Source organism: Streptomyces sp. NPDC000348 (assembly GCF_042898795.1).
Taxonomy (GTDB): domain Bacteria; phylum Actinomycetota; class Actinomycetes; order Streptomycetales; family Streptomycetaceae; genus Streptomyces.
The window spans coordinates 51980-76848 of record NZ_JBIAZD010000025.1 but is presented as its reverse complement, the minus strand read 5'-3'; the positions used below and the strand labels follow the sequence as shown (position 1 = coordinate 76848).

The 24869-nt window shown below is 73.9% G+C and carries 21 protein-coding genes and 3 pseudogenes; 8 read left to right on the top strand and 16 right to left on the bottom strand.

Annotated elements, in window-relative coordinates:
- Positions 1-105 precede the first annotated feature (105 nt).
- Together ACFY3N_RS33215 and ACFY3N_RS33210 are read left to right on the top strand one after the other, a co-directional pair.
- Positions 106-576, top strand: a complete 471-nt coding sequence (locus ACFY3N_RS33215) for a cation:proton antiporter regulatory subunit (RefSeq protein WP_390820527.1) — start codon at positions 106-108, stop codon at positions 574-576.
- A gap of 4 nt (positions 577-580) precedes the next feature.
- On the top strand, positions 581-1828 hold the full coding sequence (locus tag ACFY3N_RS33210) for a cation:proton antiporter (RefSeq protein WP_390820526.1): 1248 nt from the start codon (positions 581-583) through the stop codon (positions 1826-1828).
- Between the two features lie 31 nt (positions 1829-1859).
- Here ACFY3N_RS33210 and ACFY3N_RS33205 read toward each other — a convergent pair.
- The 3 genes and pseudogenes from ACFY3N_RS33205 to ACFY3N_RS33195 all read right to left on the bottom strand — a co-directional run bounded on the left by ACFY3N_RS33205 (position 1860) and on the right by ACFY3N_RS33195 (position 4096).
- Positions 1860-2945, bottom strand: a pseudogene (locus ACFY3N_RS33205) (MerR family transcriptional regulator).
- Positions 2946-3107: 162 nt separating this feature from the next.
- Positions 3108-3596: a hypothetical protein gene (locus tag ACFY3N_RS33200; protein ID WP_390820525.1), complete on the bottom strand. Its 489-nt coding sequence runs from the start codon at positions 3594-3596 to the stop codon at positions 3108-3110.
- Positions 3597-3697: 101 nt separating this feature from the next.
- Positions 3698-4096: a DUF5997 family protein gene (locus ACFY3N_RS33195; protein WP_390820524.1), complete on the bottom strand. Its 399-nt coding sequence runs from the start codon at positions 4094-4096 to the stop codon at positions 3698-3700.
- A gap of 58 nt (positions 4097-4154) precedes the next feature.
- Here ACFY3N_RS33195 and ACFY3N_RS33190 point away from each other — a divergent pair, with 58 nt between their 5' ends.
- The gene (locus ACFY3N_RS33190; RefSeq protein WP_390820523.1) at positions 4155-4928 is read left to right on the top strand and encodes a LysR family transcriptional regulator substrate-binding protein; all 774 of its coding nucleotides are present in this window, start codon (positions 4155-4157) and stop codon (positions 4926-4928) included.
- Positions 4929-4933: 5 nt separating this feature from the next.
- On the opposite strand, the gene ACFY3N_RS33185 is transcribed toward ACFY3N_RS33190, so the two are convergent.
- From ACFY3N_RS33185 to ACFY3N_RS33170, 4 genes and pseudogenes are all read right to left on the bottom strand, one after another.
- Positions 4934-5683, bottom strand: a complete 750-nt coding sequence (locus tag ACFY3N_RS33185; RefSeq protein ID WP_390820522.1) for a DUF4142 domain-containing protein — start codon at positions 5681-5683, stop codon at positions 4934-4936.
- 92 nt (positions 5684-5775) lie between these two features.
- Positions 5776-8585, bottom strand: a pseudogene (locus tag ACFY3N_RS33180) (beta-L-arabinofuranosidase domain-containing protein).
- A gap of 137 nt (positions 8586-8722) precedes the next feature.
- Positions 8723-9418 carry an HAD family hydrolase gene (locus tag ACFY3N_RS33175; RefSeq protein WP_390820521.1) on the bottom strand — a complete coding sequence of 232 codons (696 nt, stop codon included), beginning with the start codon at positions 9416-9418 and terminating at the stop codon, positions 8723-8725.
- A gap of 20 nt (positions 9419-9438) precedes the next feature.
- A complete protein-coding gene (locus ACFY3N_RS33170) occupies positions 9439-9915 on the bottom strand; it encodes an Lrp/AsnC family transcriptional regulator (RefSeq protein ID WP_390820520.1) in 477 nt (158 codons plus the stop codon).
- Between the two features lie 203 nt (positions 9916-10118).
- Here ACFY3N_RS33170 and ACFY3N_RS33165 point away from each other — a divergent pair, with 203 nt between their 5' ends.
- Together ACFY3N_RS33165 and ACFY3N_RS33160 are read left to right on the top strand one after the other, a co-directional pair.
- The gene (locus tag ACFY3N_RS33165) at positions 10119-11606 is read left to right on the top strand and encodes an FUSC family protein (protein WP_390820519.1); all 1488 of its coding nucleotides are present in this window, start codon (positions 10119-10121) and stop codon (positions 11604-11606) included.
- A gap of 94 nt (positions 11607-11700) precedes the next feature.
- Positions 11701-12741, top strand: a complete 1041-nt coding sequence (locus ACFY3N_RS33160; RefSeq protein WP_390820518.1) for a lactonase family protein — start codon at positions 11701-11703, stop codon at positions 12739-12741.
- Positions 12742-12812: 71 nt separating this feature from the next.
- On the opposite strand, the gene ACFY3N_RS33155 is transcribed toward ACFY3N_RS33160, so the two are convergent.
- The 5 genes and pseudogenes from ACFY3N_RS33155 to ACFY3N_RS33135 all read right to left on the bottom strand — a co-directional run bounded on the left by ACFY3N_RS33155 (position 12813) and on the right by ACFY3N_RS33135 (position 18509).
- A complete protein-coding gene (locus tag ACFY3N_RS33155; protein WP_390820517.1) occupies positions 12813-13736 on the bottom strand; it encodes a sirohydrochlorin chelatase in 924 nt (307 codons plus the stop codon).
- A gap of 84 nt (positions 13737-13820) precedes the next feature.
- Positions 13821-14828 (bottom strand): N-acetylglucosamine kinase, encoded by a 1008-nt coding sequence (locus ACFY3N_RS33150; RefSeq protein ID WP_390820516.1) that lies wholly within the window; start codon positions 14826-14828, stop codon positions 13821-13823.
- Positions 14825-15502 carry a uracil-DNA glycosylase gene (locus ACFY3N_RS33145; protein WP_390820515.1) on the bottom strand — a complete coding sequence of 226 codons (678 nt, stop codon included), beginning with the start codon at positions 15500-15502 and terminating at the stop codon, positions 14825-14827. Before ACFY3N_RS33145 ends, ACFY3N_RS33150 begins: the two co-directional genes overlap by 4 nt.
- 82 nt (positions 15503-15584) lie before the next feature.
- Positions 15585-16740: pseudogene (locus ACFY3N_RS33140) on the bottom strand (WD40/YVTN/BNR-like repeat-containing protein).
- An 89-nt stretch (positions 16741-16829) separates the two neighbouring features.
- Positions 16830-18509, bottom strand: coding sequence for an acyl-CoA dehydrogenase family protein (locus ACFY3N_RS33135; RefSeq protein WP_390820514.1), 1680 nt, complete (start codon positions 18507-18509; stop codon positions 16830-16832).
- 72 nt (positions 18510-18581) lie between these two features.
- On the opposite strand from ACFY3N_RS33135, the gene ACFY3N_RS33130 reads away from it, so the two are divergent.
- Positions 18582-19340 carry a PaaX family transcriptional regulator C-terminal domain-containing protein gene (locus ACFY3N_RS33130; RefSeq protein ID WP_390820513.1) on the top strand — a complete coding sequence of 253 codons (759 nt, stop codon included), beginning with the start codon at positions 18582-18584 and terminating at the stop codon, positions 19338-19340.
- A gap of 73 nt (positions 19341-19413) precedes the next feature.
- Here the strand turns inward: ACFY3N_RS33130 and ACFY3N_RS33125 are convergent, their stop codons facing one another.
- Both ACFY3N_RS33125 and ACFY3N_RS33120 read right to left on the bottom strand, forming a co-directional pair.
- Positions 19414-20211 (bottom strand): pectate lyase, encoded by a 798-nt coding sequence (locus ACFY3N_RS33125; RefSeq protein WP_390820512.1) that lies wholly within the window; start codon positions 20209-20211, stop codon positions 19414-19416.
- A 234-nt stretch (positions 20212-20445) separates the two neighbouring features.
- A complete protein-coding gene (locus ACFY3N_RS33120) occupies positions 20446-21525 on the bottom strand; it encodes an NADH:flavin oxidoreductase/NADH oxidase (RefSeq protein ID WP_390820511.1) in 1080 nt (359 codons plus the stop codon).
- A gap of 124 nt (positions 21526-21649) precedes the next feature.
- On the opposite strand from ACFY3N_RS33120, the gene ACFY3N_RS33115 reads away from it, so the two are divergent.
- Positions 21650-22009, top strand: a complete 360-nt coding sequence (locus ACFY3N_RS33115) for an ArsR/SmtB family transcription factor (protein ID WP_390820510.1) — start codon at positions 21650-21652, stop codon at positions 22007-22009.
- 9 nt (positions 22010-22018) lie between these two features.
- On the opposite strand, the gene ACFY3N_RS33110 is transcribed toward ACFY3N_RS33115, so the two are convergent.
- A complete protein-coding gene (locus ACFY3N_RS33110; RefSeq protein WP_390820509.1) occupies positions 22019-23362 on the bottom strand; it encodes an FAD-dependent oxidoreductase in 1344 nt (447 codons plus the stop codon).
- Positions 23363-23561: 199 nt separating this feature from the next.
- Between ACFY3N_RS33110 and ACFY3N_RS33105 the strand changes: the two genes are divergently transcribed.
- Positions 23562-24029, top strand: a complete 468-nt coding sequence (locus tag ACFY3N_RS33105) for a DUF6214 family protein (RefSeq protein ID WP_390820508.1) — start codon at positions 23562-23564, stop codon at positions 24027-24029.
- Positions 24030-24065: 36 nt separating this feature from the next.
- Here ACFY3N_RS33105 and ACFY3N_RS33100 read toward each other — a convergent pair whose 3' ends face one another.
- Positions 24066-24728, bottom strand: a complete 663-nt coding sequence (locus ACFY3N_RS33100) for a DUF305 domain-containing protein (protein WP_390820507.1) — start codon at positions 24726-24728, stop codon at positions 24066-24068.
- Positions 24729-24869: the final 141 nt, after the last annotated feature.

Sequence of the window (24869 nt, the reverse complement as noted above, 5' to 3'; positions counted from 1 at the left end):
GTGGGAGTGGATCACCCGTGCCGTCCGACGGCCCGGCCGACACCACATCCTCGGACGACATCGACAAGAGAACCGGGAAGGGGACGGGCTGTGCCTGCTCCACGGATGAGCGCCACGCCGCTGCCGGGCATCGGCGTGAAATACGACCTCACCACGCGTGAGCACGAGCACCTGTCCGTGATCGCGCACCGGGACGGTGCCCGCACGGTCAACGTCTACCGCTCCGACGACCCGGACGCCTGCGCCCGCTCGATGCGGCTGACCGTCGCCGAGTCGGCCGCGCTGATCGACGCGCTCATGCCCGCCCACCACAGCCCCAACCTGCTGCACACCACCGACCTGGGACTGGTCGCCGAGCGCATCGAACTGTCCGCCGTCTCCCACTGGAACGGCCGGCTGCTGGGCGACACCCGGATGCGCACCGACACCGGGGCCTCGATCGTGGCCGTGCTGCGGCGGGCCGGGGCGATCCCGTCCCCCGCGCCGGACTTCCGGCTGGCCGGCGGTGACACGCTGATCCTCATCGGCACCCGCGAGGGCATCGACGCCGCCGCCGAGATACTCGGTCGGGAGTGAGCGCGTGCACTCTTCCGCGATCTTCCTGATCGAGTTCGGCGCGATCATCCTCGGGCTCGGCCTGCTGGGACGCCTCGCCGGACGCCTCCGGTTCTCCCCGATCCCCCTCTATCTGCTGGCCGGCCTCGCCTTCGGCGAGGGCGGGCTGCTGCCGCTCGGCGCGAGCGAGGAGTTCGTCGCGATCGGCGCCGAGATCGGCGTCATCCTGCTGCTGCTCATGCTCGGCCTGGAGTACACGGCCAGCGACCTCGTCTCCAACCTCAAGACCCAGTACCCGGCCGGCCTCGTCGACATGGCGCTGAACGCACTGCCCGGCGCCGCCCTGGCCCTGCTGCTCGGCTGGGGCCCGGTCGCCGCGGTGGTGCTGGCCGGCGTCACCTGGATCTCCTCCTCCGGCGTCATCGCGAAGGTCCTCGGCGACCTCGGGCGGCTCGGCAACCGCGAGACCCCGGTCATCCTCAGCATCCTGGTGCTCGAGGACCTGGCCATGGCGGTCTACCTGCCGATCATCACCGCCCTGCTGGCCGGAGTCAGCCTCGCCGCGGGCAGCGTCACGCTGGCCATCGCGCTGGGCGTCGCCGGACTCGTGCTGTTCGTCGCCGTCCGCTACGGGCGGGTGATCTCCCGCTTCGTCTCCAGCGACGACCCGGAGAAGCTGCTGCTGGTCGTGCTGGGCCTGACCCTGCTCATCGCGGGACTCGCCCAGCAACTGCAGGTCTCGGCGGCCGTGGGCGCGTTCCTCGTCGGCATCGCCCTGTCCGGGGAGGTCGCCGAGGGCGCGCACAACCTGCTGGCGCCGCTGCGGGACCTGTTCGCCGCCGTGTTCTTCGTCTTCTTCGGACTGCACACCGACCCCCAGTCCATTCCGCCGGTGATCCTGCCCGCCCTCGCGCTCGCCGTCGTCACCGCGCTGACGAAGATCGCCACCGGCTACTGGGCCGCCCGCCGGGCCGGGATATCCCCCAAGGGCCGCTGGCGCGCGGGCGGCGCCCTGGTCGCCCGCGGCGAGTTCTCCATCGTCATCGCCGGACTCGCGGTCACCGCCGGCATCGAACCGGACCTCGGCCCGCTGGCCACGGCGTACGTCCTGGTCCTGGTCGTGCTGGGCCCGCTCACGGCCCGCTACACCGAGCCCGTCGCGCTGCGCCTGGCCGCCCGGCGCGCCGCGTCCGCCGGCGCCGTGCCCGCACGGGCCTCGGCGCCTGCCGCGGAGACGCTGGAACCGGTGGACGAGAGCCGGCCCGAACGCTGAGCCGGCCGACGCCCCCCACCGGCGCGAGAGGCTAGTCCTCCAGCCGCACCGGCATCAGGAGCGAGAACGTGTGCGCGTCGTCCGGCCGGCGGATCGCGAGGGGCGCCGTGGGGGCGCCGACCTCGAGGACCAGCCGGTCGCCGGCTCCGGCGGCGAGCGCCTCCAGCAGGAACGCGCGGTTCACGGCGACGAGATCCCGGCCGTCGGCACCGTCCCCGGCCAGGGCGACCGAGCCGTCCTCCGCCACCTCCAGCACGCTGAGGTCGCAGGACGTCCCGCCCTCTCCGCGCGCCTCGCCCGCGCGGACGGGGCCGGTGCGCAGCGCCTACCGGAAGGCCGGCACGTCCACCACGGCGCGCCGCCCCGCCGGGAGGCGGACCAGCCGCCGGTAGTCCGGGAAGTCGTGGCCGAGGCACCGGTCGGCCGTCTGCCGGTCCCCGGTCTCCAGGGTCACGCGGTCACCGTCCACGGCGAGCCGGACCTCTCCCTCGCCGTCCAGCAACGCCCGCATCGCGTCGGCGAGCGGAAGGGGCACGGTGACCTGGACACGGACCCCCTCGTGCCCCTCGGCGGCGACGCGCGCCACGGCCATCCGGTACCGGTCGGTGGCCACCAGGCGCAGCGCGTCGCCCTCGACGTCGAAGAGGATCCCGCCGAGCACCGGCAGCTCCGGATCGGTGCCGGCCGCGAACCGGACCGCGTCCAGCGCGGCGGCCAGCCCGGGTCCGGACAGGGACAGCCGTACGGGGGTGCCGGTGCGGAGCGAGGTCATGGGGTTCTCCCTGTGGTCGAGTAGGGCTCGGAGCGCGGAGAACTCGGCGCGGGCATCGGACAGCCCCTGCTCCAGCCGGCGCAGATGCGCCTGGAGCAGCTGCCGGACGAGATCGGTGTCGCCGCCCGCCCGGCCGGCCAGCACCAGCCGGATGTCCGCCAGCGGCATCCCGGCCCGGCGCAGCCGGGCCAGCAGCCGGGCCTCGTCCAGCTGCCCGGGGGCGTACCAGCGGTAGCCGCTGACCGGATCCACCCGGTCGGGGACCAGGACACCGGCACGGTCGTAGAACCGCAGGGCACTCACGCCCAGCCCGCTGTCCCGGGCCAGCTCACCGATGCTGCGCATCTCGCTCTCCACGCCCGCCACCCTGACCCCTCGACAAGGTCGAGGGTCAATCCCGGCCCGCCCCGCCCGGCAACGGCTGTCCGGCGGGAGCCGTAGGGGTGACGCCTTCCCCCGCCCCGGTCCCCCTGCCGCGGCCGCCCGCCGAGGAGATCCGCGGGGGACTCACCAGCCCTCCGGACCCGCCGGCTCCGCGCCGGCCGGCGCCAGCACGGCGAGCGTGCCGGTCGCCCCGCGCAGCGCCCGTTCGAGCGGGCCGGGGGAGTGCAGGGTGCCGGTGCCGTCCGGCGGGACCAGCCACTCCAGACGCCCGGCCGGGCGGTACGGCGGCGGTACGGCGACCCAGGACCCCCGCCCCACGTGCCGCACCCCGAAACCGACCCACTCGCTGACCGGGTCGGGCGGCAGGAAGAACCCCACCCTGCGGGCCGTGACGTCCACCAGCGTGGGTCCGGGCACCTTCAGGGGGTCGCGCCACAGGATGTCCAGGGCGAGCAGCCCGAGGCGGTCGGGCACGCTCAGCACGTCCCAGTACCGGCCCGCCGCGAGCAGCGCCGTGCCCTTTCCGTGGTCCCACTCGCGCTTGCACTCCTGTGGGTCCGTGGCCGCCGCGGCCAGCCACTCGACGGCTTGCTTCCACATGGCGCTGTGCATGTCCCACCCCGGGCACGGTCGGCTGCGCCGTTGCGGGCGCGTGCGGTACGGACATGCTGGTGGATATTTCTATCCGCCGGAAGGGTGGCGCGGGCTGGCGTTTAGGGGGTGTCGTCGCCTTCCGCGCGCTCCGCGTTCCGCTTCCTGATCCGGGCCGCCTCCTTGCGGACCTCGGCCTGGGTGGCGCGCTCCCGCTCCAGCCACTCGGGGCGCTCCTCCTTCAGCGCCTCGATCTGCTCGGTGGTGAGGGCCTCGGTGACCCCGCCGCGCGCGAGGCCGGCGATGGACACGCCCAGCTTCGCCGCGACCACCGGGCGGGGGTGGGGGCCGTCGCGCCGCAGGTCCCGCAGCCACTGCGGCGGGTCCGCCTGGAGCGCGTCGAGCTCGGCGCGTGAGACGACACCGTCCCGGAAGTCGGCGGGGGTGGCGTCGAGGTACACACCCAGCTTCTTCGCCGCGGTCGCGGGCTTCATCGTCTGGGTGCTCTGGTGCTGCGTCATGGAGTCCAGGGTATCGAGCGTGTGCACGGCCCCCGACCACGGCCGGTAACCTGGCCAGGTGACAGGCTCGGAAGTGTCCCCCCCGTTCCGGCTCGTGTACGTACCCGGGGTGATGCCCGACAAATGGGTGCGCATCTGGAACGAGCGGCTGCCCGGCGTCCCGCTGACCCTCACCCAGGTCCCCGCCGGGGCGGCGCAGGGCCTGCTGCTGAGCGGTGACGCCGACGCGGGCCTCGTCCGGCTGCCCGTCGACCGTACGGTCCTCAGCGCCATCCCCCTCTACACCGAGCAGACGGTCGTCGTGGTGCCCAAGGACCACCTCGTCACGGCGGCCGACACGGTGTCCCCCGAGGACCTGGCCGACGACATCGTGCTGTACCCCCTGGACGACGTCCTCGCCTGGGAGAGCCTGCCCGGGCGGCCCGCGCTGGAACGCCCCGCCACCACCGCCGACGCGATCGAGCTCGTCGCGGCCGGGATCGGCGTGCTCGTGGTGCCGCTGTCGCTCGCCCGGCTGCACCACCGCAAGGACCTCACCCACCGGCCGCTCGAACAGGCACCCGAGTCGAGCGTGGCGCTGTCCTGGCCCGAGGCGGCGACGACGGACCGGGTCGAGGACCTCATCGGGATCGTCCGCGGACGGACCGTCAACAGCACCCGCGGCCGCAGGCAGCAGCCCGCACCGGAGAAGAAGCCCGCACCGGAGAAGAAGCCCGAACGCGCCGCCCGGCGGCAGCAGCCGGCCGGCGGATCGGCCGGCCGCAGCCGCCGGGGAGGCACCGGCGGCACGACGAAGAGCCCGCGGCGGGGCAAGCCCCGCCGCAGGTCATGACCCGGCTACCCGACCGTCGGCGACGGTGACGGCGCCGGGGACGCCGTGTTGAGGTCCTCCAGCCCCTTGGGGATCTCCAGCACGAGGACCGGCGCACCCGCCTGCGGAGCCGGCGGGGTCACCTGCTCCTGCGGCATCTTCGGCGGGCTGGTCTGCTGGAAGTTGACCTGCTCGTGATTGACCAGCCCCGTCTTCTCCAGCACCGTGATGTGGTCGAGCACCGTGTCGTTGGCCTGGTCGGCCAGCTGCCGCACGAGGGTGTTCCTGGTGTTGGCCCGGATGTTGGCGATGGCGGGGAAGATCTGCCCGTGCGTCACGCGCATGATGTTCACCGCCGTGGAGTCGAACTCCTTGCCACTGGCGGACTTCACGGTCTCCACGAACCCCTGCTGCTGCGGCGAGGCCTGGTTCGGCAGCGTGATGCCGAGATCCAGGGAGATCTTGCGGCAGGACGCGTCGAGCCGGCCGTGGCCGACGACCAGGTGCTCGCCCGCCTCCTTCATCTCCGGCGTCGTCCCCCGCTCCATCGCCAGCAGCCCCAGCGGGTGCTCCCACAGCCCCGCCGCGCGCACCTTCACCACGAAGTCGCGGTCCGCCTCGGTCAGCGGGCCGTAGTTCGTGTTGGCCACCACCCGGTCCTGCTTGGTCGACGTGTTCTGTACGCCCAGCATGGTGGGATAGGCGAGCGCGGTGAGGGTGAGGACCATGGCTCCGCCCACGAACGCGGTTCCTGCCGTGCTGCGCGAGATGCGCATCGTGCCTCCTGGGATGTGAACGGCCCAACAGCAGGAAGTACGGACGCCGGGCGCGGGACAATCACCGTTCGGGGAAGAATTTCCGGCCGGTGTCAGCGGGCGTAGGTGGCCTTCCGCGCCGTGCTCACCACCTTGTCGCCGTCGGCGCGGCTCAGCAGGCCGGCTTCCACCCAGGCGTCCGCGGTGGACCGCACCCGTGTCACCAGCGCTCCCTTGTCCCGGAAGGGCGCCCCGGCCCAGATCTCGTCGAGCAGGGTCGTACCGTCGCTCCGGGCGGGGTTGGCGACGCCGGAGTCCGACGTGCCGAAGATCACACGTGGTTCCGAGCGCCGGACGTAGGCGTGGGTCGGGTCCTCGGTCCCCTCCGCGAAGGGCGCCAGCTCGACGCCGTCCAGGGTGTAGTGCAGGGGTCTGCCCGCGACCGGCGTGAGGGAGGGCAGCAGATCGCCGGAGAGGCCGGCGTTGCGGTACAGCCCCAGCCGCACCGCGTCCGGCCCCGGCCGGCGGGCGACCAGGTTGACCGGGCCGTGGAACAGGGCCTGCAGCGTGGGGTCGTCGAGGGCCCGCTCCACCCGCAGCCGGAAGGGCACGGAGATCCGTACGGTGTCGCCGTCGCGCCAGGTCCGCGCGACCTCGAAGTAGCGGCCGGGGACCGGAGTGCCGGGCACGGCCCGCCCGTTGACGGTCACCCGGAAGCCCGCGGTCGCCCAGGACGGCACCCGCAGCAGCAGCGTGAAGGCGGCCCGGCCGCCGCCGACGGTGAGCGTGCTGCCCTGTTCCTCCGGATAGCGGGTGGTCTGCGTGACCGTGACGCCCTTCTCCGCCCAGGTCAGCCGGGAGGCGCTGTAGAGGTTGACGTACAGGGCGCTCCCGTCGGCCCGCGCGAAGTACACCGAGTCCTGGTACTTCGTGGCGCTCTCCATGCCGGTGCCCTCGCAGCAGGTCGTCCCCTGCTTGGGCGTGTAGTCGCGCACATGACCGGGCGTCAGGCCGATGAAGTAGGTGACGAGCGGCTTCTCCGCGTCCGGCCGGTCCTGTTTGGAGCCGAGCACCTGGTTGAACAGGGCCCGCTCGTAGTAGTCCATGTACGCCGGATCCTGCTCGTGGAAGAACAGCGTCCGGCTCAGCTTGAGCATGTTGTACGCGCAGCAGGACTCGGCGGTGGTCTCGGTGATCGTGCCCGCGATCGCGTCGCGGGCCCTCCAGAACTCGCCGCTGCTGGTGCCGCCGATCGCGTACATGCGGTGGGGTACGACCATGCCCCAGAAGTTCTTCGCGGCCGTGAGGTAGCGCTGCTCGCCCGTCTCGTCGTGCAGCCGCACCAGGCCGGTGAAGATCGGGATGTGCTGGTTGGCGTGCAGCCCGTCGAGGACGTCGGTGCCGGCGGCGCAGGCGTCGATCAGCCGGTCCAGGTCGAACAACCTGGCGAGGGCGAGGTGCTCGGCCCGCCCGGTGACCGCGTGCAGGTCGCAGACCGCCTCGACGACACCGCCGAACTCCCCGCTGGAGAACAGCCCCCACATCCGCTGCAGGGTGGCCGCCGGCAGCACGGACAGCCGCGCGTGCATCCAGTCGCACATGCCGGACGCCAGATCGAGCGCCCGGCCGTCGTCCGTGGCGAGATACGCGTCCAGCAGCCCTCTGAGGATCTTGTGCGCGGTGTAGTACGGCGCCCACACCCGGGTGTAGTCGCTGCGGGTCATCGACTCCAGCTCGATGAACTGCGTCTCCGGGTACGCGGCGAGGAAGCCCGGATGGCTGGGCGCGCCCCAGGTGCGGCGCAGGGTGGCGTCGAGACCCCGGCCGGAGGCGTCCGCGAAGCCGGCCCCGGCCGTCTCGTCGAAGGCGTACGACGCCAGGTCGCCCCGGCCGGCGTGTCGGCGGCCCGGCGGCTCCCCAGGTCGGCGACCTCGGCGGCGGTCAGCGCCCGCGCGTAGACGTTGACGTCCTCGAACGCGCCCGCGAAGACCGGATCGGCGGGGAAGTGGGAGCGCCCCAGCCAGGTGCCCGTGAGGGCGCCGAGCGCGGCCGGGGTCAGGGTGATGCCCGTGCTCCGGGCCACGGCGGTGCCGTCGACGTAGAGGGTGCCGGTGCCGTCGGAGAGGGTCACGGCCAGATGGCTCCACTCGCCGACCGGCAGCGGCGCGGTGCCGTCGAGGCCCTGCTCGCCGCCCGGCCCCGAGACGGTGACGGCGAACCGCGGCACCCCGTTCGCGTTGCGGGCGGCCAGGTACAGGTAGCGGGTGGTGTCGTCGCCGAAGTCGAAGATCCTGGCCCAGGCGGCGTCGTGGGCCGGCCGCACCCACGCGGACAGGGTGAGCGCCGGGGCGCCGGCGAGAACGGCCGCCGGAAGGTCCACGTACTGGTACGAGCCGCGCACGGTCTCCGCCGCGCGGCCGAACCGTCCCTCGACGCTCAGCACGGCCGGGTCGCGCCGCAGCGCCTCCCGCACCTCGGTCAGGGCTCCGACCACGGTGGCGATCCGGTCCGCGAAGACCTGCTCGCCGGTGCCGCGGTACGCCTGCGCCAGCATGGTCAGGAAATGGCCGGTGTAGTGGCCGCGCAGATTGCCGTTGGCCTCCCCGTCCAGCCCTTCCCAGCCGCCGGGCGCGACCGCGCCCCGGGTGGGCAGGCCGGCGTTGGCGCGGAAGACCTGGAGCAGCCGGTGCACGTCGTAGCCGCGGGCGTGGTCGAGCATCAACCGCTGTTTGTCGGCGAAGACGCCCGGTCCGAGCGTCACGTCCTCCAGCCCGAAGGGCCGTACGGTCCACGCCGCCGGCGGGCCGGAAGCGGCGGCCGGCGCGCCGGGTGCGGCGACGGCGGGCCCGGTGGCCGCGGCGGAGCCCGCGGTCGCCGTCAGGGCGGCCCGGAAGAGGGTTCGTCTGGAGAGGGGCGGTGCCATGGATGCTCCTCTGTTCGATATAGCGAACGTCGTACGAACAATCGGCCAGACGATAGGGAGGAGGCGGGAGGGCGTCAACGGTTCGGGAGCGATCGCTTCCGGACGTTCGCCGGGGACGCGCGGACGGCGGGCGCCGGTCAGGGGCGCCGGGCGGAGTCCGTCAGCCAGGCGCGCGCGGCCCGCGCCGTGAACTCCTCCTGCCCGCCGCGCAGCAGCAGGCCGGCGGTGGCGAACCCGGGGGTGTCGGCCTGCGCGGTGATGTAGGGGACCGCGATGCAGCGCATCCCGGCCGCGTGCGCGGCGGCGACGCCCGGGGCCGCGTCCTCGACCACCACGCAGTCGGCCGGGTCCGCGCCGAGCCTGCGGGCCGCCTCCAGGAAGATGTCGGGGGCCGGCTTGCCGCGTGCGACCTCGTCGGCCGACACGACCGTGCGCAGACACCCGTCCAGGCCCGTGCCGGCCAGGATCGCCCCGATCGCCTCGGGCGAGGAGCCGGACGCCACGGCCATCGGCACCCCCTCGGCCGCCAGCAGCTCGACGAACGCCCGCATCTGCGGGTACACCCGCGTCGAGGCGCCGGCCAGCAGCAGGTAGTGGCGGTTCTTGACCGCGAGCAGTTCCTCCGGCGGGGCGGACAGGCCGTACCGCTCGCGCCAGTCGGCGATCGTCTCCCGGGTGCTGATCCCGACGTAGCGCTCGTGCTCGGCCCAGGAGAAGTCCGGCACGCCGTATTCGGCGAGGGTCCGCCGGCCCGCCTCGTAGTAGTTCGGCTCGCTGTCCACGAGCGTTCCGTCGAGATCGAAGATGACCGAGAGGGTACCGGGCGCGTCCATGGGGTCCAGGATGGCAGGGCTCACTTCCGTGCCGTGCGGCCGATCGACTCCACGAGCGGCAGCAGCCGGTGCGGGACGCGTTCGCGCAGCGCCACCTCGCTGCGGGTGCGGACCACTCCGGGCAGGCTGATCAGCTTCTGGATCACGTCCTCCAGGTGCGCGTTGTCGCGCGCCACGACCCGGGTCAGCAGATCGCCGCCGCCCGTGATGGAGAACGCCTCGACGATCTCCGGCACGGCGGCCAGCGCGTCGCCCACCTCGTCCAGATGTCCCTGGGTGACCTCGATGTGCACGAACGCCAGTACCGGATGGCCCAGCGCGGCGGGGGAGAGGGCGGGGCCGGTGCCGGTGATCACGCCCTCGCGCTCCATGCGGTCCAGGCGGGCCTGCAGGGTGCCGCGGGCGACCCCGAGGATCCGGGCGTACTCCCGCACGCTGGTGCGCGGCTGTTCCAGCAGCAGCCGCAGGATGCGGGTGTCGAGCTCGTCCACGGTCATGAGGTCCCACGTCCCCGCGTCGGCCATTGGCACCTCGGTGGCCGTAGGAATGCCGAGAACACTGTACCAATGGCCCACTTCCGCAAGAGGCTGTTGAGCCACTGGTGGAACAGATGCTGATATGGAGGTGTCGATGGCGCTGCGAACCCCGCGGCGCCTTTTTCGTGCCACCGCGCACACCGGCGAATCCCAGGGGGCGATAAGTGCTGAAGAAGGTGTTCACGGCTCCGGACCCGGGCCGGACGCGGCTGCGTTTCGCGGCGCGGGCCGTGCTCGGCATCGGTCTGGCCGTCGTCGTCTGCGGTCTGGCCGGGCACTCGCTCACCGGTGCCGTCACCGGTGGGCTCGCCGCGCTGCTCGCCCTGTTCACCGTCACCGACGCCACCGTCCGCGGACAGGCCGTCACCACGGCGCTGCTGCCCGTCGTCGGCCTGCCGGTGCTCGCCGCCGCGGCCGTGCTGCACGACCACCCGGTCGCCCGCGACCTCACCTTCCTCGCCGTGGTCGGACTCGGCGTGTACGCGCGGCGCTGTGGCCCGCGCGGCCACAGCCTCGGCGTCTTCGGGTTCATGACCTACTTCGTGGCGCAGTTCCTGCACGCGGGGACCGCCCAGCTGCCCGAGCTGTACGCCTCCGTCCTGCTGTCCGTGCTCGCCGCGGCCACGGTGCGCTTCGGGCTGTGGTGCTACGAGCGCCGGCTGCCCCCGGCCGTCGTGCCGGCGCCGCCCGGCGGCACCGGGCTGGCCCGCGTGACCACCCGCCAGGCGGTCCAGGCGACCGCGGGCGCGGGCTTCGCCCTGGTCGTGGGCCAGCTGGTGTCCGGGCAGCGCTGGTACTGGGCCGTCGGCGCCACCTGGTGGGTCTTCGTCAACACCACCTCGCGCGGCGAGACCCTGGTGCGCGGCTTCCGGCGGGTGCTCGGCACCGTCATCGGCATCGGGCTCGCGCTGTTCGTCGCCGTCCCCGCGCACGGGGACGGGCCTGTGACCGCGCTGGTCGTCGCCGCCGCCGTCTTCGGCATCTTCTACACGGCCGCCGTGTCCTACACCTGGATGATGCTCTGGGTGACGGTGCTCGCCGCCATGCTCTACGGCCTGCTGGGCGTGCTCACCCCCGGTCTGCTGGCGCTCCGGCTCGCGGAGACCGCCGTCGGCGCGCTCGGCGCCGTGCTGGCGGTGGCGTTCGTCCTGCCCGTGACCACGCACAGCATCACCGACACCTGGATCCAGCGGGCCCTGCGCTGCGTCCACGCGTGCACCGCCCGTACGGCCGCACGGCTGGCCGGGACCGCGGACGCCGACCCGGCGCCGATGGTGACGGAGCTGGAACAGCTGCTCGCCCGGGTGCGGCTCTCGGTCGCCCCGCTGGTGCATCCGCTGAACCCCATGCGCGGCCGCAAGCGGCGCGCCCGGCGGGTGCTCGCCCTGCTCGACGACTGCGCCCGGGAGATCCGGGGCCTCGTCGCCGTCGCCGCCGACCCGGAGGCCTCGCACGACGCCCGGCTGGCCGCCGCCTGCTGGCGCGTCGAGGCCGCCGTCCAGGCGCTCACCGAGGGCCGGGACATCGCCGTACGGACCTCCCCGGCCGGGACGGAACCCGCCCTGGCCCACCTGCACGGTCTGGAACGCGCCCTCGCCGAGCTGGCCGTGCCGCTGCGGGCGCCGTCCGGCTCCCCGCTGGTCGGGGCCTGACCCGCGCGGACGCACCGGACGGGCGTGCGGTCTAGACCTTGCGTGGTCCGCTGCTACTGTCACCCCGGTCGGCATCGGGTGAGAGGGGACAGTCGTGGCGGACGGCGGGCGGCGGGCGTTCATCGGGTCGTTCACGGCGGCGGGAGGGCCGGGCATCGTCACCGCGGCCATCGCCCCCGGCAGCGGCGCACTGACCGTCCTGAGCACCGTGAACGCCGTACCCGACCCCTCCTGCCTGGCCCTGTCGCCCGACGGCCGCATGCTGTACGCGGTCAGCGAGACGGCCGAGGGCGCCGTGGCCGCGTTCCGCGTGACCGCGGACGGGCCGCAGCCCGCCGGGCGCCGGGTGCGGGTGGACGGCGGCGGACCGACCCACCTCAGCCTCTTCGCCGGACACGTCCTCACCGCGAACTACGGCTCCGGCAGCGTCAGCGCCGTCCCCGTCCGCCCGGACGGGGGCCTCGCGCCGGTGTCCGGGGTGTTCCGGCACAGCGGCTCGGGTCCCCATCCGCAGCGCCAGCGGGGCCCGCACCCCCACCAGGTGCAGCCCGACCCGAGCGGCCGCTGGGTGGTCGGTGTCGACCTCGGCACGGACTCGGTGCGGGTCTGCACCCTGGCCGGCGGCGTGCTCGCACCGCACCGGGAGATCGCCCTGCGCCCGGGCTCGGGCCCGCGGCACCTGGCCTTCCACCCGGACGGGTCGTGCGCGTACGTCCTCAACGAGCTCAGCCCCACCCTGGTGGTCTGCCGCTGGGACGCCGCCGACGGCACGCTCGGGCCGCTCGCCGAGATCCCGGTCCTGCCCGGCGCCCCGGCCGGCGACGCCTATCCGTCCGGGGTGGCCGTCTCCCCCGACGGCCGCTTCGTGTGGACCGCCACCCGAGGCGAGGACGTCCTGTCGGTGTTCGCGGCCGAGGGGGAGGGCACGATGCTGACCCCGCTCACCACGGTCCCCTGCGGCGGTCACTGGCCCCGCGCGATCACCGAGTCCGACGGCGTCCTGTACGTCGCCAACGAGCGCTCCGGGGACGTGACCTGGTTCGCGCTCGACCCGGACACGGGAGTGCCGCGGCGCGCCGGCTCCGTCCCGGTGACCGCGGCCTCCTGCGTGGTCACCGGCCGGCCGGGAGCCTGAAGGGGGACGACGAAGGGCCCGCTCCGTGAACCGGAACGGGCCCTTTCGGCGTCCTGCGCGAGCCGGCCGGGTCAGTGGGCCGGGGTGCTCTGCGCCTGCTGCGGGGCGATGCCCAGCGCGGTCGTGTACTTGGCCAGCGCCAGCTTGCCGATCGCCGGGTACGGGCCGAGCGCCTCGGCGGCGGAGCAGCCCGCCTCCTTCGCGGCCTCCTCGATCAGGCTCGCGTCGATCTCCGGGCCGATCAGGTACGGCGCGAGCGCCAGCTGCTGCGAACCGGAATCCCGCAGCTGCTCGGCCACGGAGGAGATGGAACCCTCCTGGTCCAGGGCCGCCGCCATCACCGGCACGGCGAGGCGCGCGGCGAGCAGCATGCCGGTGATCCCGGCCGCCTGCACGGCCTCGTCACCGCCCACGGAGGCCAGGATGATGCCGTCCGCCGCGGTCGCCACGGTGAACAGGCGGGCACGGTCGGCGCGGGCCAGACCGGCCTCGGAGAGCCGCACGTGCAGCGCCTCGGCGAGCAGCGGGTGCGGGCCCAGCACATCGGTCAGCTCGGCGGCGACCCGGCTGTCCATCACGGCCTGGCGGACCTGGCGCAGCAGCGAGCCGTCCGGACCGGCGAGCAGCGGCACGACGACGGCGACGGGGCCGTCGGGCTCCTTGACGTCCATGCCGGCGGCGCGGGCCTGCTCGAAGCGGGCGGTGCGCTCCTCGGCCGCGTACGTGAGGACGGACCGCAGCGTCGGGAATTCCTCGTTGTCGCCGTCGAGGTAGCCGATCCGGGCGTCCAGGCCGGGCAGCTCGGAACGGGCGATGCTCACGACCTCTTCGGCGAGTGAGCGGGTGGCACTACTGGGCGTACCCGGCACGGCGAGGACGAGCGCGGGCGCGCCCTCGGGAGCCACCAGGGGTTCGGGACGGCGGTGCCGTCCGGGCTGGCGGGGGCGCGGCATTCGTACGGGCAGGCCGGACGCGGGCCCAGTGGGGGTGCTCATGCTGCCGCATGTTAGTGGTTTCCCGGGCTCCCCTGTTCGGGGAGGGTGCAGGTGAGCGGTATCCGTCCGGTTTTGTCTGATGAGTCATGTACGGACGTCGGCCGCGGAGGTGACCTCCCCACCTGCCGGGCTCGTCATGTACAGCATCTTCTCGTCCTCCGGAAGGGTGAACGAGCCGGCGATGAGGTCCTCCGCGATGCGGACCGCCCCGTGCAGGGGGTCCCCTTCGGCCGCGATCCGCCGCGCCCCCGGCAGCCGCTCGGCCAGCTCCTCGTCCAGGGGGTCGAGCAGCGCGGCACCCATCCGGAACAGGCCTCCGGTGAGACCGACCACCGGTGCGTCCGCCGCCGGGCACACGGCCGCGGCGGAGTCGGCCATGTGCCGGGCCGCGGCCCGCAGCACCCCCACGGCGACGGGGTCGCCGCCGGCCGCGCACTCGCCCACCCGGGGCGCGAAGGAGGCGAGCACGGCCGGCCGGTCGGTCCGCGGATACAGCCGCCCGGGCAGTCCGGCCGCCGGACCGAACAGGTCCTCGGCGCTCGCCAGCAGCCGCGCGGAGCCGCCCCGCCGCCCGTCGTGCGCGCGCAGCGCCGCCTCCAGTCCCGCCCGTCCGATCCAGGCACCGCCGCCGCAGTCGCCGAGCAGGTGCCCCCAGCCGTCCGCCCGGCGCCAGCCGGTCAGGTCGGTGCCGATCGCGATCAGGCCCGTACCGGCGGCGATCACCGCACCGGGCCGCGGCCCGAGCGCACCGACGTACGCGGTGACGGCGTCCGCGGCCAGCGCCGCCCGCCGTACGCCCAGCTCACGACGGAGCGCGCCCGGCAGCTCCGCGCGCAGCGCGTCCCCCAGGCCGGCCAGCCCGGCCGCCCCGACGACGGCCACCTCCAGCCGCTCGATCCCGGCCTCGGCACACAGGGCCCGCGCCATCGGCACCAGCCGCTCCATGAAGTGCCCCGGGTCGATGCCCCGCTCACCGGTCCGTACCGGTTCCCCCGAAGCGGCCCGCGCCGGCGCACCGTGTCCGCCGGCTCCGACGGCCACCCGCAGACCGGAGCCCCCGGAGTCCACGGCGAGGAAACCGGGCCCGGTCACGGCAGGCGCCAGTCCACCGGTTGGCCGCCCTGACGGATCAGCAGGTCGTTGGCCCGGCTGAACGGGCGGGAGCCGAAGAAGCCGCGGTCGGCCGACATCGGTGACGGATGGGCCGACTCCACCGCGGGCAGATCGCCCAGCAGCGGACGGCAGTTGCGGGCGTCCCGCCCCCACAGGATGGAGACCAGGGGCTTGCCCCGGCCGGCCAGCGCCCGTATCGCCTGCTCGGTGACCTCCTCCCAGCCCTTGCCGCGGTGGGCGCCCGGCTTGCGCGGGGCCGTCGTCAGCGCCCTGTTGAGCAGCAGTACGCCCTGCCGGGTCCACGGCGTGAGATCACCGCTCGACGGCTGGGGCAGCCCCAGGTCGGTGTTCAGCTCCCGGAAGATGTTGATGAGGCTGCCCGGCAGCGGCCGCACCTCGGGCGCGACCGAGAACGACAGTCCCACCGCGTGCCCCGGGGTGGGGTACGGGTCCTGCCCGACGATCAGGACGCGTACCTCGTCGAAGGGCTGCTGGAAGGCCCGCAGGACGTTCGCTCCGGCCGGAAGGTAGGTGCGTCCCGCGGCGATCTCCGCGCGCAGGAAGTCCCCCATTCCGGCGACCCGTTCGGCCACCGGCTCCAGGGCCTTCGCCCAGCCCGCTTCGACGATTTCATTCAAGGGTCGTGGTGCCACGGGCGTCACCCTACTGCCGCGACGGCCGCGGGGATCAACCCCTGGCCGGGACCGGACGGGATCCTCGTACGGCTCATGGGGCTCATGCGACGACCGCCGCCCGTACGCACAGCACGTCCGGCAGATGCGACGCCAACCGCCGCCAGCCGTCGCCGTCGTCGGCGGACGCGTACACCTCGCCGTTGCGGTTGCCGAAGTAGACGCCCGCCGGGTCCGCTCCGTCGTGACACATCGCGTCGCGCAGCACCGTGCCGTAGTGGTCCTCCCGCGGCAGTCCCGCCGTGAGCGGCTCCCAGCTCCCGCCCGCGTCCGTGGTCCGGTAGACCCGGCAGCGCCGGCCGGCCGGTACCCGGTCGGAGTCGGCGTTGATCGGGAACACGTACGCCGTGCCGCCGCGGTGGGGGTGCGCCACGACCGCGAAGCCGAACGTCGACGGCAGGCCCTCGCCGATGTCCGTCCAGCTCCCGCCCGCGTCGTCGCTGCGGTAGACCCCCCAGTGGTTCTGCAGGTACAGCCGGTCCGGGTCGGCCGCGTCCCGGGCGACCTTGTGCACGCACTGCCCGAACTCCGGGTTCGGGTCCGGCAGGAACACCGCGGACACCCCCGAGTTGGACGGAGACCAGCTCGCGCCGCCGTCCAGGGTGCGGAACACGCCCGCGGCGGAGACGGCCACCGTCACGGCCCGCGGGTCACGGGCGTCGGTCAGCACCGTGTGCAGTCCCTCACCGCCGCCGCCCGGCACCCACTTCGCACGCGTGGGGTGCTCCCACAGCGGCCGGACCAGCTCGAAGGTCTCCCCGCGGTCCTCCGAGCGGTACAGCGCGGCCGGTTCCGTCCCCGCGTACACCACGTCCGGTTCGGCCTCGGACGGGTGCAACTGCCAGACCCGCTCCAGCGAGGCCCCGGTGTCCTTGGGGAACTTGACGGCGGGCCGGGCCGGTTCGGTCCAGCTGCGCCCCAGGTCGTCGGAGTGGAACACCGACGGGCCCCAGTGCGCGCTGTCCCCGCCGGCCAGCAGCCGCGGGCTCCCGCCGCGGGTGTCGACGGCGACCGAGTACACGGCCTGCGCGTTGAAGTGGGGATTCTCGTCGAACGCCCAGGAGCCACCTCGCCGACGGCCGATGAACAGGCCCTTGCGGGTGCCCACGGCGAGCAGTACCTCGGTCATGCCGACCACCTCCGCGACGTCTTCGTCGACGTCCTCGTTCCAGGACACCGGCCAGTCTGCACCCCACCACTGACAGTCACCCCCGGACCGGCTTCGTCGCAGGCCGGGCCCGGTGCCGTCGCGTACGGGGAGGACCGTGCGCGGTGACCCGCCGGCGGGTCAGCAGCCGTCCGGCAGCGCGCGGCCGAGGACCGCGTCCACCCCGGCCGCCGCGGGCAGCGTGCCGAAGGCGTGCCCCCAGTCGCCGCCCAGCCGGGTCGCGCAGAAGGCGTCGGCGACCGCGGGCGGGGCGTGCCGGACGAGGAGGGAGCCCTGGAGGGTCAGGGCCATCCGCTCCACCAGCCGCCGGGCGCCCGCCTGCGACCCCTCGGCCAGCCGGTCCTTCAGCCCGGCCACGGCCGCGTCCAGCCGGGCGTCCGCCCCGCGGGTCAGGGCGAGCTCGTCGAAGAACGCCTGCGCGGTGGCCGGGTCCCGGCCGAGCGCCCGCAGCACGTCGAGCGCGTTGACGTTCCCCGAACCCTCCCAGACCGACAGCAGCGGGGCCTCGCGGTAGTGCCGGGGCATGCCCGACTCCTCGACGTAACCGTTGCCGCCCAGGCACTCCAGGGCCTCGGCGGTGAAGGCCGGACCCCGCTTGGTGACCCAGTACTTGCCGGCCGCGGTCGCGATCCGGCGGAACGCGGCCTCCCCGGCGTCCCCGCGCACCGCGCGGTCGGCCGCTCCGGCCAGGCGCAGGGTGAGGGCCGTGGCGGCCTCGGACTCCAGGGCCAGATCGGCCAGGACATTGCGCATCAGCGGCTGGTCCACCAGCCGCGCCCCGAACGCGCTGCGGTGGCGCACATGGTGCCCCGCCTCCACGAGCGTCTTGCGCATCAGCGCCGCCGACATCATCACGCAGTCCAGCCGGGTGCAGTTGACCATCTCGACGATGGTTTTCACGCCCTGCCCCTCGGGGCCGACCAGCCAGGCCACCGTCCCGTCGAACTCGGGCTCGCAGGAGGCGTTGGAGCGGTTGCCCAGTTTCTCCTTCAGCCGCTGGATGCGGAACGGGTTGCGCGTGCCGTCGGGCAGCACGCGTGGCACCAGGAAGCACGACAGACCGCCCGGGGCCTGCGCCAGGACCAGGAACACGTCGCACATCGGCGCCGACGTGAACCACTTGTGCCCGCGCAGGGTGTACACGCCCGGCTCGGCGGACGGAGCGGCCGACGTGGTGTTCGTCCGGACGTCGGAGCCGCCCTGCTTCTCGGTCATCCCCATGCCGGCCAGCAGTCCGCGCTTCCCGGCCGGCGCGCGCAGCCCCGGCTCGTACTCCCTGCCGGTCAGCCCCGGCTCGTACGCCTTCGCCAGCTCAGGCTGCCGCCGCAGCGCCGGAACGGCCGCGTACGTCATGGACGTCGGGCAGCCGTGCCCCGCCTCGGTGTGCCCCCACACCAGTCCCTTGGCGGTGCGGACGACATGGGCGCCGGGACGGTCGTCGGCCCAGGGCGCGGCGGCCAGCCCCTCGGCGACGGCCGCGCGCATCAGGTGGTGCCAGCTCGGGTGGAACTCCACCTCGTCGACGCGGTGCCCGTACCGGTCGTGGGTGCGCAGTTCGGGCTCGTGGCGGTTGGCCTGATCGCTCCACTCCTGCACCTGCGCGCTGCCGGCCCGCCTGCCGAGCCGGCGCAGCTCCTCCTCGGCCCAGCCGGCGCCCTCCCGCCGCAGGCCCTCCAGCAGGGCGGTGTCGTCGGAGGCGTCGTAGGGGGTCAGCGGAGGTGGCTGATTGGTGACGTCGTGCGTGGCGCCGCCGTGCGCGCCGGAGTCCTGCCGCGGCTCGTCCGCGAGTGGGGTGGCCATGACGTGAGTGTTGCACTTTCCATGCAGTCGCAGCAATCGCGCAACGCGATCGGCGCCGTAGAGTACGGACCCATGCGGAGGAACGACCCGGCGGTACCGGACGCCCCCCGGCCGCGCCCGCTGTCCGCGCGGTCGGTCGTGCTGAGCCTGCTGCTCGGTGCGCACCCGCCGGAGCTGTCGGCGAGGGAGCTCGGGCGGCTCCTGGAGGGCTTCGACGTCGGCGGGTCGACGCTCCGCGCGGCGCTCAGCCGAATGGTCGCCGCCGGTGACCTGCGGCGCACGGACGCCGGCTACCGCCTCAGCGACCGGCTGCTCGAACGCCGGCGCCGCCAGGACGAGTCCGTCGAGCCGCGCACGCGCGCGTGGGACGGCGACTGGGAGCTGGTGGTGGTCACCGCGACCGGCAGGGGGCCCGCCGAACGCGCGGACCTGCGCACCCGGCTGGCCGTGCTCCGGCTCGCCGAACTGCGTGAGGGGGTGTGGCTGCGTCCCGCCAATCTGGAGCGCCGCCTGCCCGCGGCACTCGACGAGGTGGCCGAGTGCTGCACGGCCCGCCCCGGCCGGCCCGCCCGCGAGCTCGCGGCGCGTCTGTGGCCGCTGGACGCCTGGTCCGGCGCGGCCCGCGCGCTCCTCGGCCACGTCGACCGTGCCACCCGCCCCGCCGAGCGGCTCGCCGCGTTCGCCGCCGTGGTGCGCCATCTGCTCGCCGATCCCGTCCTGCCCCCCGGCCTGCTGCCCGCCGACTGGCCGGGCGACGCGCTGCGGTCCGCCTACGCCGGGTACCGGCGGGAGCTGGCCGGGGAGGTGCGTTCCCGCGTGGACGGCGCGTGAAGGCGCGCGGGGGCCGGTCGGCCGTACGGGGCGCCGCGCGGGACGCCTCGTACGGCCGATGCCCGTGGGGGGCCTACCGGTAGGTGATGTCGGACGACGCGTACTTGCAGTACGTGCTGTCGGGGCCCGAGCCGTTGCTGCTCGGCTCGTCGCCGTCGTCGTTGCCGATGTACTTCTGGCAGGGGACGATCTTCTTGCTGCTGTCCCCGATGATCGTGATGTTCCGCAGGGTCGCGCTGTCGCCGTAGTTGGTGTTGATGCCGGCGAGCCTGCTGCCCTTCCAGGTCACCTCGATGGTGTTGAGGTTGATCGTCCGCTTGTACTGCGTGGAGCAGTTGCCGCAGGAGCGCACGAAGGTGCCGAAGTTCTGGACCGCGAAGTTCGACACGTTCAGGGTTCCGGCCCCGTTGAACTGGAACACCTTGTCGCTGGCTTCCTTGGCGCCGCCGCCGCTGACGGTGTAGACCGACCCGGACGACGTGCCCTTGAACGTGGCGGCGTCCTCGCCGACGTCCTCCCACCAGACGTTCTGCAGCGTGCAGGAGCCCTTGCAGTGGATGCCGTCGGCCGCGGGGGCGCCCAGGATGACGTTCTTCAGGACCGCGCCGTTCGCCAGTTCCAGGATCGGGCCCTGGTCCTCGTCCTGGCTGCCGGAGCCCAGGTCGCCGGTGCCGTACAGGCGCTTCATCCCGTAGTCCTTGGTGCCGGACACGGCGATGGTGGAGGAGACGCCCTGGCTGCCGTTCGCGGTCGGCCAGGTGGCGGCGCTCGCCGGGGACGTGCCGGTGGTCATGGCCATGCCAACCGAGAGGCCCAGGGTGGCGAGTGCGCCCGTCAGCGCGCGGGCGCGTGGTCGTTTCGCGGAAGTCATGTCGTTCCTTCTGTCGTGTGTGGGGGTGTGAGCCATGTATGTGAACGACGTTCGAGGTGGTGCGCAGAGGACCCGACCGATTGACGTGAGCGGGTCACTCCGTTGAACGGAAGGTATGGGGCAAGCGCTTTCTAGTCAACGTCTCGCGCGCATCACATTCGGCCAGGAAAGGCCGACGCCGGCGACCCGGGGCGCGAGGGGCGCCCCGGGCCGCCGGCGCGGCGGCGAACGGACTCAGACCGAGCGGTGGTACTGGTCCGGCACATGGACCTCGCCGCCCAGTTCACGGGCCGCGTGCCGGGCCCACGAGGGGTTGCGGAGCAGCTCGCGGCCGAGGAACACCGCGTCCGCCTCGCCGTTGGCCACGATCTTCTCCGCCTGCTCGGCGTCGGTGATCAGCCCCACGGCGGCGACCGGCATCGGCGTCTCCTCGCGCACCCGCGCGGCGAAGGGGACCTGGTAGCCGGGCCCGGCCGGGATGCGGACGCCGGAGGCGTTGCCGCCGGTGGAGACGTCGAGCAGGTCGATGCCGTGGGCGTGCAGTTCGGAGGCGAAGCGGACGGTGTCGTCCGGGGTCCAGCCGGCCCCCTCCAGCCACTCCGTGGCCGAAATCCGGAAGAACAGCGGCTTGTCGTCCGGCCACTCCTCGCGCACGGCGTCGACCACCTCGAGCGCGAACCGCGTCCGGTTCTCGTACGAGCCGCCGTAGGCGTCGGTGCGGTGGTTGGAGTGTGGGGACAGGAACTCGTTGATCAGGTAGCCGTGGGCGCCGTGGATCTCGGCGATCTCGAACCCGGCGGCGAGCGCACGGCGCGCGGCGGCGCGGAACTGTTCGACGATCTCACCGATCCGGTCGACGGACAGCCGGTCCGGCACCGGGTGCCGCTCGTCGAAGGCGACGGCGCTCGGAGCCACCGGCTGCCAGCCGTGGGCGTCCGGTCCGACCGGTGCGCCGCCCTTCCAGGGCCGCTCGGTCGACGCCTTGCGTCCGGCGTGCGCGAGCTGGACGCCGGGGACGGTGCCCTGCGACGCGAGGAAGCGGGTGATCCGGCGGAACGCCTCCACCTGGGCGTCGTTCCAGATGCCGAGGTCGTACGGCGAGATCCGGCCCTCCGGCGACACGGCGGTGGCCTCCACGACGATCAGTCCCGTGCCGCCGGCCGCACGGGCCGCGTAGTGCGCGAAGTGCCAGTCGTCGGGCGCGCCGGCCCCGGGCCCCTCGGGCGCGGCCGAGTACTGGCACATCGGAGGCATCCACACCCGGTTGGGGATGGTCACGTCGCGCAGGGTGTACGGCTGGAACAGCGTGCTCACGATGGGCTCCATTCGGCGGGGGCCGGGACGGGTGCGACTCGTACGATAGACATCGTAGTACGGAGGATGTCAAAATACGATGGCCCTCGTACCATGGGGGTTCCCGGACCGAATGTGAGCCGCCGTGACGACCGCCTCCCCCGTCCCCAGCAGCCGCGACCTGCCGCACCCGGCGCGCGAGGAGATCCGGCTGGAGGGCGTGCTGCACGCGCTCTCCGACCCCATGCGGCTGCGCATCGTCCGCGAACTCGCCGCCAAGGGCGTCGAGCTGACCTGCTCGCAGTTCGACCTGCCGGTCACCAAGTCCACCACCACGCACCACTTCCGGGTGCTGCGCGAGAGCGGCCTGATCCGGCAGGCCTACGAGGGCACCGCCAAGATGAACGGCCTGCGCCGGGCCGACCTGGACGACCTCTTCCCGGGCCTCCTCGACTGCCTCCTCACCGCGGCCGCCCGCCAGGCCGGCCGCCACGCCGAGACCTGACCGGTCCGCTCACGGGACGGCCGTGCGCGCCGCCGCGAGCAGGGATTCCCAGTCGGGGAGTTTGACGACGCCCCGGCCCAGGGAGGCGCCCAGTTCCGCCTCGGCGCGTTCGATCGCCCGCCAGCCCGTCCATCCGACCGGTTCGACGCCCTCGGCCCGCAGCGCCGCCAGCGGGTCGCCGGGCAGCTCGCGGTCCGTGAGGAAGGGCGCGTCCCGCAGCAGGGAGGTCACCGTCTCCTTCGCGCAGGGCCGGTTCGTGCCGATGACGCCCGTCGGGCCCCGTTTGATCCAGCCCGCCACGTACTCGCCCGGAGCGACCGCGCCCTCCCGCAGCACCCGCCCCGCGAGATGCGGGACCGTGCCGCCGGCCGCGTCGAACGGCAGCCCTTCCAGCGGCACCCCGCGATACCCCACCGAGCGCAGCACCAGCTGCGCCTCGATGTCCTCGAACCGCCCCGTGCCCGTGACGCCACCGCGTCCGTCCGGCACCGTCCGCTCGAAACGCACCGCGCCGACCCCGCCCTCCCGGGCGATCAGTTCGGCCGGACGGAGGAAGAAGCGCAGACGGATCAGCCGCCGGGCGCCCGGCACCGGCGCCCCGGCCCAGCCGCGCAGCACCTCCACGTTGCGGCGCTGCGGGGCGGGCAGCGCGGACGGGTCCGTGTACGCCGGGTCCCGCGCGGCCTCGGCCGGGTCCACGGCGACCCCGGTGTCCGGCAGGGTCCCCAGCTCGCGCAGCTCCTTGGTGGTGAAGCGGGCCTGGGACGGGCCGCGCCGGCCCACCATGTGGATGCGGTCCACCCGGCTCGCCGCGAGCGCGGTCAGGGCCGCGTGCGGCATGTCGGTCGGGCGCAGCTCCGTCGCGCCCCGGGCCAGCATGCGCGTCACGTCCACGGCGACGTTCCCCACCCCGATGACCACCGCCGACCGCACCCCGCGCAGGAAACCGCCGTCGGCGGCGTCCGGATGCGCGCTGTACCAGGACACGAACTCCGTCGCCGACCAGCTGCCCGGCAGTTCCTCGCCCGGGATGCCCAGCCGCCGGTCCGCGGCGGCGCCCACGCAGTACACCACCGCGTGGTACAGCTCCCGCAGCCGTGCGACCGGCACCCCGCCCGGTCCGACCGGCACCCCGCCGAGGAAGCGCACGCGCTCGTGCTCCAGGACCGCGCGGAGGGTGCTCTGCAGGGACTTGATCTTCTCGTGGTCCGGTGCCACGCCGTAGCGGACCAGGCCGTACGGACACGGCAGCCGGTCCAGGACGTCCACGCGCACCCGGGCGTCCTGCTGGACGAGGCTCTGGGCGGTGTAGCACCCGCTCGGCCCGGAACCGATGACGGCGACACGCAGCACGGCGGGACTCCTCACCCGGGGGATCGACGGGAGATCGCTGATGTCTCCAGCATGGCACCGTCCGCGATCCGCTGACAGGGTGCCGTCCGCCGCCCGGGGTGCGTGTTCTATGGAGGGAAACTGATCACACGGTTACGTTGCGTGCGTGCTTGAGGCATCTTTTCTTCATCTTTCCGATCGCTCTCCGGTGGAGGGCGCGGTGTCCGTGTGGCCCGCGTGGGAGGTACGGGAGGGGGAGCGGGCGACGCGGTGGCTCCACGTGCGGCTGGACTTCGGCGACGGGGCCCGCATCGACGCGCTGGCGACGGTGTGCGAGGGGTGGGTCTGCGTCGAGGACGTACGGGCCCGGCCCGCGCTGGCCCTGGAGGACCTCGCCCTGTTCGCCGACTGGATCGAGGGGCCGCTGGCCCGGGCCTGCGGCGCCGAGGCCGAGCCGGATCCCGGGGGCGAGGCCGGTGCGGGCGCGCACCGGGAGCGGCCCGCCCGGCCGAAGGGACCGGCGGAGCACGGTCTCGTGGCACGGGCGTACCGCGCGGCGCAGGAGCGGGGAGCCGATCCGGTCCTCGCCGTGATGAACGAGACCGGCTACAGCAGGCGCGGGGCGCTCAGGCTCATCGGCCGGACGCGTGACGCGGGGCTGCTGCCCGCACGGCACGTCCGGCGCTGAGCGTCCCGCGGTTCCCCCGGCCCGCCCCGCGCGCCGTCACATCAGGTCGCGCATCCGGTTGATCTCGCTGGTCTGCTGGGCCACCACGTCGTCCGCCATCTCCTCCATCCGGATGTTGTTGCCCTGTCCCTTCAGGTCGGTGGCCATGGTGATCGCCCCCTGGTGGTGCGTGATCATCAGGGTGAGGAAGAGCTGGTCGAAGGCCGTGCCGTCGGCCGCGCGCAACTGCTTCAGCTGGGCCTGTGTGGCCATTCCGGGCATCGTCGCGTGGTCGTGCCCGTGCCCGTCGTCCCGCTCCGCCCTGCCGTGGCTCTTCAGCCAGCCCTTCATCGCCTCGATCTCCGGCTGCTGCGCGGCGGCGATGCGCTCGGCCAGCTTGACGATCTTCGACGACCCGGCGCGGTCCGGCACCAGCCCGGTCATCTCCAGGGCCTGCGCGTGGTGCTGGATCATCATCCGCGCGTAGGACACGTCCGCGGAGTTGGGGGAGTCGTCCTCCACGCGCTGCCGTCGGGCCTCCTCGGCCGACAGGGTCCGGTTGGCCTCCCCCGGCCCACCCGGCGCGATGACCGAAGGCCCGCTCCCGGCGGCCGACCCGGTCCCGTCGGTACCGGAGTCGCAGCCCACGAGCCCGAGTACGGCCAGGGCGGTCAGCCCGGCCGCGGCGACGGACACGCGTGACGCACGGCGGTAGTGCACAAGGACCTCCTGTGGGTGGCAGGTTGCAAGACACCTCGTGAGTGCCGACGACCGTCCTAGCACGCTTCCGCGCGACAGTGATCAAAAAACTTTATTGCAAGTGTGTTGCCCCCTATTGGTATGTGCATGTCGACGACGATA